This is a genomic window from Clostridium sp. Ade.TY, from assembly GCF_000498355.1.
Lineage (GTDB): Bacteria > Bacillota > Clostridia > Clostridiales > Clostridiaceae > Clostridium.
Genome location: NZ_AVSV01000025.1, coordinates 85,212 through 95,135 on the forward strand (window position 1 = coordinate 85,212; position 9,924 = coordinate 95,135).

Below are 9,924 nucleotides of genomic sequence, written 5' to 3' on the forward strand. Positions count from 1 at the left end.
TAACCCCTAAATTCTGTTCTATACCTTATATATAACGTAAAACTTTATTTTATTTTCCCTTTTAAATTACGCTTTGTTAAATTAATAGTATCTCTTATAAAACCTTCATTTAAAATTTCAATATCACAAGCATTTTTATATTTATAAAATCTTTCATTATATAATTTATAAAGTTTTTCTTTTCCTTCTTTTAATAATGGTCTATTTGATATATCAATATCTCCAATTATTTTTTCATTTGGTCTATTTATAAATATAATAATACCTGATTTTAATATATCAATATTAATATCTTTCTTTATTACTCCACCACCTGATGCTATAACACACCTCTTCTTTTTTATAAGTTCCATGCAAGCTTTTGTTTCAGCTTTCCTAAATCTTTCTTCTGAATCATTAAACAACTCTTTAATAGATTTTCCTTCCATCTTTTCAATATAATTGTCCATATCATAAAAGTTATATGAAAGTTCTTTTGCTAAAATTTTGCCTATTGTTGTTTTGCCACACCCTGGCATTCCAATAAGAATTATTTTATCCTTCTTTTCCATAACTTCTCCTTAATTCAAAAGTTTTAAAAGTTTGTTATATATCTCTAATATAACTTCTTTATTAATACTTTTTTCTTGCCATATTTCTTCAGCCTTTACCCCTTGTAATACGAGCATCATAAGTCCATCACAAGTTATTTTTCCTTTTTCAATACCAAATTTTAAAAACTTTGTTTTAAGTGGATTGTATATAAGATCAATTACTACATCAAAGCCTTCAATTATTTCTTCAGAAACAGGTGAAAAATCAATATTGGGATACATTCCAACAGGAGTAGCATTTATAATTGCGTATCCTTTTATATCTTTCATTTCTTCATAAGTTAAAACTTTTATATTTTTAAAATCCTCATATAATTTTTTCTTGCTTCTACTTACTATAATTATTTCTTTAGCACCACTATCTAATAAATATGTAACTACAGCTTTACTAGCACCACCTGTTCCTAGCACTACAACTTTTTTATTTAAAACATTAATTTCGTTATTTTCTAACATATATTTAAATCCATAATAATCAGTATTATAACCTAAAAGTTCACCATTTTTATTGAATATTGTGTTAACAGCACCAATTTTTTTTGCTTCATCTGAAATAAAGTCTAAATTTTTAATAACTGTCTCTTTATATGGTATTGTTACATTAACGCCTTTAAGATTTGATATATTAAGTATTTCCTTTATATTTTCTATCTTCTCTTTTGGAATTTCAATTAAATTATACTCTCCCTCTATATTAAGTTTATCAAATATAACTTTATGTATTTCTGGAGAAAGTGAGTGTGAAAGAGTTTCCCCAACTAATCCATAGTTTTCTCTATTTAATTTTCTTTTTTGAAGCTCTTTAGATACTTCCATCATACCAACAAAAAATTTTTCTAACTCCACTTTATAATCTTTATTTTTTAATCTATTTATATTTTTATTAATTACAACTTCTTCTCTTCCTTTATGGAATATTTCTAAATTATTTTTCTTTTTATATTCTGCAACTTTAAGAACAACATTCATTCTTTCTTCAAATAACCTTGTAATCTCTTTATCTATATCATCAATCTCTTTTCTATAATTATCTAAATCACTCATTAATATCGTCCTTTCAAAAGTTCTAAAATACCTATAGCTGCTACACTTTCAATAACAGGTATTGCTCTTTGTACTATACAAGGATCATGCCTTCCTTCTATTTTCAATTCTTCTTCAATCTTTTCTTCTATATTTATAGTCTGTTGAGCTTTTAACATAGATGCTGTAGGTTTTATTGCAACCTTAAATACTATTGGCATTCCATTTGTTATTCCACCTAATAATCCACCATTGTTATTAGTTTTAGTCTTTACCTTATCCCCATCATAATAAAATTCATCATTAGCCTCAGACCCCATAAGCTTTGTAATATTAAATCCTTCTCCAAATTCAACTCCCTTAACAGCTGGTACTGAAAATAAAAGATGAGCCAAAACCGATTCTACAGAATCAAAAAACGGATCACCAATTCCTGGATTTACATTTATTATTGCACATTCAATAACTCCACCAACTGAATCTCCTATCCTTTTAGCATTTAATATTTTTTCTCTTATTTTTTCTTCTAATGATTTATTTATTAAAGGCAATTCTTCTTTTGGAAGATTATTTATTAATTCATCACTTATATTTGTATAATCAAAACTTATATCTTCTATATTACAAATACTTTTTATATGTGATACAATTTTTATACCTTTTTCTTCTAATATTTGCTTACATATTGCTCCTGCAAAAACAAGTGGGGCTGTTATTCTTCCTGAAAAATGTCCCCCACCTCTATAATCATTAAATCCATTATATTTAATAAATCCTGTAAAATCTGCATGTCCAGGTCTCATTAAATTTTTAAGTTTGCTATAATCTTTAGATCTTTTATCACTATTTTTTATAATACCACAGATAGGTGTACCTGTAGTTTTTCCATTAAATACTCCACTCAATATTTCTACATTATCTCCTTCTTTTCTAGAAGTTGATAAATTATTTCTTCCTGGTGCTCTTCTTTCCATCTCAAAGTTAACTTTATCTAAATCTATATAAAATCCTGATGGAAGTCCATCTATAGTTATTCCAATCGCATTTCCATGAGATTCTCCAAATATAGATAATTTTATATTATTTCCAAAGTTTCCACTCATTCTATCTTTCCTCCTAAACTTTTAAAGTCTTCAAAAAAATTAGGGTAAGATTTAGATACACATTCAAAATCTTTAAGTGTAATACTTTCCTTGCATCTAGTTGCAGCAATAGAAAGCATCATAGCAATTCTATGATCTTTATGACTCCATACTTCTACACTTCCATTAAAGTTTTCTATTCCATCTATAATTAAATAATCTTCTCCTTCGCTTATTTTAGCTCCAAGTTTTGAAAGCTCTAAATTTATTGCATGAAGTCTATCACACTCTTTTATTCTAAGTCTTCTAATATTTATTATTTCAGTTCTTCCTTTAGAAAGAGCTGCTACTACTGATAATATAGGAATAATATCTGGACAACCTGAACCATCAATAACAGTACCACAAGTTCCATTTGAATATCCTATTATTTTATCTAATTCTATTTCAAATTCAGTTCCCATATCTTTTAATATATCTAAAACCTCTTTATCGCCTTGAAGAGAATTACTATCTAGCCCATTACATAAAACTTTACTTCCTATTGCATCAGCACATAAAAAGAATGCTCCTTGTGAATAATCTCCCTCAACTTTATATGTTCTTCCTCTATACTTTTGATTTCCTTTTATTAAAAATTCCTTATAATTTTTATTTTCTATAGTAATACCAAAATCATTTAGTGCTTTTAATGTTAAATCTATGTATCCCTTTGATTCTAAATTTCCTTCTATAATAATTTTTGAATCTCCATTTAATAATGGAAGTGTAAACATAAGTCCTGTTATAAATTGTGAACTTATGTCACCTCTTATATTAAAATCTCCATAATTTAATTTCCCAGAAAATATAAAATCAAGTTTATTTTCTTTATATGTATACTTAATATTATTCTTTTCAAATATATTATAATAAACGTTTAATGGCCTCTTGCCTAAATTACCTTTTCCAATAAATCTATTAGTTCCTTCTATTAATGTAGCAATTGGAATTAAAAATCTTAATGTTGAACCTGACTCATTACAATCTATTACTCTTTCTTCCCTATTTATTAAATTATTATTATTTAAATCTATTCCTTTTATCTTTAATGATTTTTCTAATATTTCTATTTTAGCTCCAAGAGCCCTCATTCCATTTATTGTTGCTATTATATCATCTGATAAATCTATATTTGTAATTAAGCTTTCCTCACTACTTAAAGCTGCACATATTACAGCTCTATGAGCCATACTTTTTGAAGGAGGAATTAAAACTTCACCATTTAATTTATTATTTGAAATTTTAATACTTGCCATAAAAATAATTCTCCCTTCTACTTAAAGAAATCTACTGTTGTATTATAAACTTCTGCTTTACCTATTTCTTTCATAATTACAACTTTCAAAGTACTTCCCATATTTTTCTTATCTAATGATATAGTTTCTATTATTTCATCTTTATCGCCTAAATCTATACTAAAAGGAAGACCATGTCTTACTAATATCTCTTTAATATTTTCAGAATAATTTTCTAAAACTAATCCTTTTTCTTCTGAAAGCTTCGTAATTAAATACATACCAATTCCAACAGCTTCTCCATGAGTAAAATCTTTAAATCCATATTTTTTCTCTATTGCATGCCCTAAAGTATGACCAAAATTTAAAACCATTCTTTCTCCTAAGTCTTTTTCATCTCTTTCAACAATTATTCTCTTAATATTACAACAAGTATAAATTATATGCTCTATATGTTCCATAACCTCGTCTCTACTATTTAAACTATCTAAAAGCTTATAAAGATTAAACTCTCTTATAAATCCATATTTTATAACTTCACCCATTCCATCTTTAAAGAACTTTTCTTCTAAAGTATTTAATACATTAGGATCAATTAAAACAAGTTTTGGTTGATAAAAACTTCCAACTAAATTTTTACCTCTTTCTAAATCAACTCCCACTTTTCCGCCAACACTACTATCAACTTGTGAAAGTAAACTTGTTGGAATTTGTACAAAAGGAACACCTCTTAAAAATGTTGATGCAATAAATCCACCAAGATCTCCTATAACTCCTCCACCTAAAGTTACTATTAAGTCTTTCCTAGTTAATTTAAAGTCTAATAATTTATTATATATAGGTAAAAGAGAATTAAATGATTTACTCTCTTCTCCTGGCACAATAATATATTTTCCTACTTCAAAGCCAGCTTCCTCTAATGACTTTTTTGTTATATCTCCATAATATTTATCTACATTTTCATCTGTAATAATAAATACTTTATTTCCATTAAATACTTCTTTTATTTTTTTACCTATATTATTTATTAATCCTTTTTCTATTTCTATATTATAAGAGTTATCTCCTAAATTAACTAAAAGTTTTTTCATAAAACACCTCTTCTGATTTATATAATTGTTTTAATAATTAATTATATATACAATATTATTTAATAAGGACACAAAATTCCTTATAATTCTTATAATAGTTTACCATAAACATTATATTTTATGGACTATTCCAAATTATAAATTTAATTTTAATCTATTTTAAATATATAATGTATATTTTATTTAATTAAAAAATCAAACTATAAAAGTATAAGTTTTACTTATCTATAAATTTCTAAACAATAAAATAAAAAAGAGCTAAATTAGCTCTTTTTTTCTAAAGTATTGGAGCTAATAGTCTTACTATAGACTCCATTATTCTTCTACTTCTTGATCTATTTATAAATTTATCAAGCTTTATTTCTGTTGAATCTTTTAAATCCATCATAAAGTCATTCTCACATTCTTTTGCTTTATTTTCATCAAAAATAAATGCATTAACTTCAAAATTAAGATAAAAACTTCTCATATCCATATTAGCTGTTCCTATACTTGCCACAGCACTATCTACAACTAAAGTTTTTGCATGAATAAATCCTTTTTGATAATAATAAACTCTCGCTCCTGATTTTAAAAGTTCTCCTATATAAGAATCAGCTGCCCATTTCATAAACATATGATCTGGTTTTCCTGGTATTAAAATTCTAACATCAACTCCAGATAATGCTGATAATCTTATAGATTCAAACATTGGTTCATCTGGAACAAAGTAAGGTGAAGTTATATATACACTTTCTTTAGCATTATTTATCATTTTTATGTATGCATTTTTTATATACTCCTCATTATGATCTGGACCACTTGTTACAATTTGTACTCCAACATCGCCATCTGTATATTCAATCTTTGGCATAAAAATACTAAAGTCTTCTATTTTCTCTTCTGAAGCATAACACCAATCTAATAAGAATCTTTCATTTAAATCATTAACTGCTTTTCCTTTTATTCTTACGTGAGTATCTCTCCAATAACCTATTTTCTTATCACGACTTACATATTCATCACCAACATTAAATCCTCCAACATAACCATATTCTCCATCAATTACAACAATCTTTCTATGATTTCTATAGTTTATACGTGTATTAATATGTGGAAGTATTCCAGGGAAAAATATAGCGAACTTTCCTCCAAGTTCTAAAAATGTTTTTAGCTTTCTTTTTGTTATAGTATAAGATCCCATACTATCTACTAATAATCTTACTTCAACTCCATGAGCCAATCTTTCTTCTAAAGCTTTTATTATTTCTGCCCCTAATATATCTTTTCTAAATATGTAATATTGAATATGAATATATTTTTTAGCATTTTTTATATCTTTCAATAAGCTTTCAAATTTCAATTCACCATCTACAAAAATATCTACTTCATTTCCAATAGTATATCTTGCACTACTATTATTATAATTCATTCTTCTTAAATCTAAAAATCTTTTTCCACCATCATGTCCACTTTCATCATTTAATATTTCATTTAATTGCTTTTTCTTATTAACATCTTTTATTATTTTTTCTCTAAATAATTTTTGTCTACTAAAATTCTGACCTAATAATATATATATTACAAATCCTAATCCAGGCAATAATATAAATATCAAAAGCCAAGCCCATGTTGTAGTTGGATCTTTTCTTTCTATAAAGATTAAAGAAAAAGCTAAAATAATATTTAATATTACTAATGAAACTATAATCGCTACAAATATACTCATGCTTTTACATCTCCTATTTTAATTTTTACTTTTTTAGTATATTATATTCTCTTTGAAATTTGTATTCAATTGCTATATTTTAAATTTTATTAATATAAATTTAATTAAAATACTATTATACTATTTTAAATATAATAAAATAAGGTATAAGTCTAAACTTATACCTTATTTCATTACTTATGATATTTTCACTATAGTTATACGTGTTAAGAAGTAACTTAATGGGAACTTGCTTCCATTTATCAATTTTAAAATATTTTCATTATCAGATTCAGTAACATTAACTATTGCTGTACTTGCTATATTAACTAACATTCCTTTTTTACTTATCTCCCCTGCAGCAATACCTAATGATTTTCCATTAAATAATAATCTCATCTCTGCAATTAAGCAAGTTTCTCCTGAAACAGATGTTGAGAAGTTTACTAAATAACTACCTTCATCTAGAGTTATATTACTTGATCCTTCAACATGTTGTATAGCTGTTCCTTCTATAACTATATTCTCAAAAAGTTTAATGTCTTCATGTCCTTGGACTATTTTACATTTATCTGCTGAAATATAAGCATGCTCTTCTGTTGATGAAGTTCCAGGATCACCTTTTGGTCCTTGAGGTCCTCTTTCTCCTTTTTCTCCCTTTTGTCCCTTTGGTCCTATTGGCCCTTCTATCCCCCTTTCTCCTTGACATCCTTTTGGTCCTTCTGGTCCTCTTGGGCCTATTGGTCCCATTGGCCCTTGTGGTCCTATTTCTCCTTGATCTCCTTTTGGTCCTTCTGGTCCTCTTGGTCCCTCTGGTCCCTCTGGTCCTTCTGGTCCTCTTTCACCTTCTGGTCCTTCTGGTCCTCTTGGTCCCATTGGTCCTAATGGTCCCATCGGCCCTTCTTCTCCTCTATCTCCTTTTTCTCCTCTTAGCCCCATTGGTCCTCTTGGTCCCATTGGTCCCATTAATCCTTCTGGTCCTCTTGGCCCTTCCGGTCCTTCCGGTCCTTCCGGTCCTCTTGGTCCTTCTTCTCCTTCTGGTCCTTCTGGTCCTTCTGGTCCCTCTGGTCCTTCTGGTCCTCTTGGTCCCTCTGGGCCCTTTGGTCCCATTAATCCCATATCACCTTTTTCACCTTTTGGTCCTTCTGGTCCTCTTGGTCCCATCGGCCCCATTGGTCCAATTGGTCCAATATCTCCTTTTGGTCCTTCTGGTCCAACTTTTCCTCTTGGTCCTTCTGGCCCTCTTGGTCCTTCTGGTCCTGGCTCACCTTGATCTCCTTTTTGACCTCTTTCTCCTTGAATACCTTGTGGTCCTCTTGGTCCTTCTGGTCCTCTTGAACCCTGTTCTCCTGTATCTCCTTTTTCTCCTTTTTCTCCTCTTAATCCTCTCGGTCCTACTGGTCCCTGAATACCTTGTGGGCCTTCTGGTCCTTCTATTCCTTGCTCTCCCTTATCTCCTTTTGGTCCTTGAACTCCTTCTGGGCCTCTTGGTCCCTGCTCTCCTTTATCTCCTTTATCTCCCTTTGGTCCCATTGGGCCTACTGGTCCTCTAGGTCCTCTTTCTCCTTTTAATCCTTGAATACCTTGTGGGCCTTCTGGTCCTTCTTCTCCTTGTTCTCCTTGTGGACCTTCCGGTCCTTCTATTCCTTGCGGTCCCTGTGGTCCTTCTATTCCTTGTGGTCCTTCTGGTCCTTCTGGTCCTCTTAATCCTATCGGTCCTATAGGTCCTATTGGTCCTTGGATTCCTTGTGGGCCTTCTGGTCCTTCTTCTCCTCTTGGTCCTTCTGCTCCTTCTTCTCCCATAGGTCCTTCTGGTCCTCTTGGTCCTTCTGGTCCCTCTATTCCTCTTGGACCTTCTGGCCCTCTTGGGCCTTCTATTCCCATTGGACCCATTGGTCCCTCTTCTCCTCTTGGCCCTTCTGGTCCTTCTGGCCCTTGTGGGCCTTCTGGTCCTTCTTCCCCAATAGGTCCTTGTGCTCCTGTATCTCCTTTATCTCCTTTATCTCCCTTTGGACCTCTTGGACCTTCTAATCCAATAGGTCCCATTTCACCTGTAAATCCTCTTGGTCCTTGTGGGCCTTCTGGTCCTCTTGGTCCTTCTGGGCCTTCTGGGCCTTCTTCTCCTCTTGGTCCTTCTGCGCCCCTTGGTCCTTCTGGTCCCATTTCTCCCTCTGGTCCCATTGGACCTTCTTTTCCTCTTGGTCCCTCTGGTCCCATTGGACCTTCTTGACAATCACAACAATCTTCATTATAAGAAATAGTCAAACTTGGATCATTAATTCCTCTTGAAGAATCAAATACAACTTCACCACTATAATTATTTGATACCTTTATAGTTATTCCATTATTATCTAAGTTACACTCTGCAAAATCTTTAACAAGCTCTGTTAAATCTATACTTATATAATTTCCCTGTGATTTTCCTGATATAAATAAATTCTTTTTAAATGTTTTACTATTAGGAGCTGTTATATAATCTACACATTCATAATCAAAATCAGTTAAATTATATAATATATCAATGTATACTCCATTACATCCAACTTTTCTTACAAAAAGTTTAAGTTCCGCTTTGCATATATCTGCACAATATAAATTTTCTTTAATGTCAAACTTTATAAGTGAATTAATTAAATTAGCATCACAATCTGAGTTTTCTCTCCTTAATACAACTAATACATTTTCATTTGAAAAATTTTTATTAGGATAACTTGACGAAACAAAGGTATCCTCAAATATCTTAATATTTTTGATTTTCAAAAAAAATCACCGCCTTTAAGTAATCATTACATTATATTCCTATGAAATTACTTTGTTATTAAAAATATTCTTTTTTCAAAAATTAAATTTAAATATATTAAGAAGTCTAAGATATTTTGGTGTTTTTAATCATATTTTTTGTTATTATCTATACTCTAATATTAAAAATAAAAAGAGCCTTTAGTAAAACTAAAGACTCTTTTTTATAATCATGTAAAGTGTTATATATTAATTAATTATGAGAAATATCTATCTAATACGCCCTTGAATGCTTGACCATGTCTTGCTTCATCTTTACACATTTCGTGTACTGTATCATGAATTGCATCTAAATTTAATTGTTTAGCAAGTGTTGCTAATTCTTTCTTTCCTTCACATGCTCCAAATTCAGCATCTACTCTTGCTTGTAAG

At 29.9% G+C, this 9,924-nt stretch carries 7 protein-coding genes and 1 pseudogene; all 8 read right to left on the bottom strand.

From position 1 onward, the window contains the following. Positions 1–44: 44 nt before the first annotated feature. Complete coding sequence (locus O212_RS0109360) at positions 45–551, bottom strand: shikimate kinase (protein ID WP_024614851.1); 507 nt, start codon at positions 549–551, stop codon at positions 45–47. 9 nt (positions 552–560) lie between these two features. Beyond that, the gene (aroE, locus tag O212_RS0109365; RefSeq protein WP_024614852.1) at positions 561–1,637 is read right to left on the bottom strand and encodes a shikimate dehydrogenase; all 1,077 of its coding nucleotides are present in this window, start codon (positions 1,635–1,637) and stop codon (positions 561–563) included. After that, positions 1,637–2,719, bottom strand: coding sequence for a chorismate synthase (gene aroC / locus O212_RS0109370; RefSeq protein ID WP_024614853.1), 1,083 nt, complete (start codon positions 2,717–2,719; stop codon positions 1,637–1,639). The genes aroE and aroC overlap by 1 nt, the downstream gene beginning before the upstream one ends. Continuing rightward, on the bottom strand, positions 2,716–3,996 hold the full coding sequence (aroA, locus tag O212_RS0109375; protein ID WP_024614854.1) for a 3-phosphoshikimate 1-carboxyvinyltransferase: 1,281 nt from the start codon (positions 3,994–3,996) through the stop codon (positions 2,716–2,718). The genes aroC and aroA overlap by 4 nt, the downstream gene beginning before the upstream one ends. 17 nt (positions 3,997–4,013) lie before the next feature. Beyond that, positions 4,014–5,066, bottom strand: coding sequence for a 3-dehydroquinate synthase (gene aroB / locus O212_RS0109380; protein ID WP_024614855.1), 1,053 nt, complete (start codon positions 5,064–5,066; stop codon positions 4,014–4,016). A gap of 277 nt (positions 5,067–5,343) precedes the next feature. Further along, positions 5,344–6,774: a cardiolipin synthase gene (gene cls, locus O212_RS0109385; RefSeq protein ID WP_024614856.1), complete on the bottom strand. Its 1,431-nt coding sequence runs from the start codon at positions 6,772–6,774 to the stop codon at positions 5,344–5,346. A gap of 177 nt (positions 6,775–6,951) precedes the next feature. After that, the gene (locus tag O212_RS17035; protein ID WP_024614857.1) at positions 6,952–9,513 is read right to left on the bottom strand and encodes a DNRLRE domain-containing protein; all 2,562 of its coding nucleotides are present in this window, start codon (positions 9,511–9,513) and stop codon (positions 6,952–6,954) included. A 236-nt stretch (positions 9,514–9,749) separates the two neighbouring features. Beyond that, positions 9,750–9,924 (bottom strand): annotated as a pseudogene (locus O212_RS0109395) (NADH peroxidase); the annotation flags it as partial.